The following is a 755-nucleotide window of genomic DNA, read 5'->3' as shown; positions in this document are numbered from 1 at the left end:
GGTTAATCACAGAAAAAGTAGTGCGTGGTAAGGGGTCTGTACTGGGTGCAGTTTCAGGTGCAGTTGCCGGTCTGGTGGTGATTACGCCAGCAGCAGGTTTTGTGACGGTCAGCGGTGCACTGGCTATGGGCCTAATAGGGGGAGTGGTGTGCTTCTGGGGCATTACCGGATTGAAACGTGCCCTGAAAGCCGATGACTCTCTAGATGCTTTTGGCCTGCATGGTGTAGGGGGGATTATTGGTGCGATCCTGACCGCCTTCTTCGCCAGTGAATTTATTATGGGGGAACAGGCACCTGATCATATAATAAGCCAGCTCTGGATTCAGATTGAAGGGGTACTGGCCACCATCACTTATTCTGCCCTTATGACTTTTGTGATCCTGAAAGTGCTCGATTTGCTCATGGGTATTCGTATCGGCTCTGAAGATGAACGCATAGGGCTGGATTTGAGCCAACACGGCGAACGTGTCGAATAATAATCAATACTCTATAATCAATATATAGTGCAAAACAGCTCATATGGGCTGTTTTTTTTCTATATATTGCGTAAGACTCTACAAAGTTTGCAAATTTTGCTACACTCGGGACTCAACAGGATTTGTTCAATTAAACCGCTATGCATTGCCCATTTTGCAATACTGCCGACAGTAAAGTGATTGATTCACGCTTGGCCGCTGAAGGCTGTCAGATTCGCCGCCGCCGCGAATGTATCAGTTGTAATGAACGTTTCACGACTTTTGAAAGTTATGAAGTGG

Annotated in this window: 1 protein-coding gene and 1 pseudogene; both read left to right on the top strand. The window is 46.8% G+C overall.

What is annotated here, in order from left to right:
* A partial coding sequence (locus tag E2K52_RS14550) for an ammonium transporter (protein ID WP_151205698.1) occupies positions 1-476 on the top strand: 476 nt, incomplete at its 5' end.
* 140 nt (positions 477-616) lie between these two features.
* Positions 617-755, top strand: a pseudogene (locus tag E2K52_RS14545) (transcriptional regulator NrdR); the annotation flags it as partial.

It is taken from the genome of Acinetobacter sp. RF14B, assembly GCF_006864105.1.
In the GTDB taxonomy this organism is placed as follows: Bacteria; Pseudomonadota; Gammaproteobacteria; order Pseudomonadales; family Moraxellaceae; genus Acinetobacter; species Acinetobacter lwoffii_C.
This window is presented reverse-complemented; position numbering and strand designations above follow the sequence as displayed.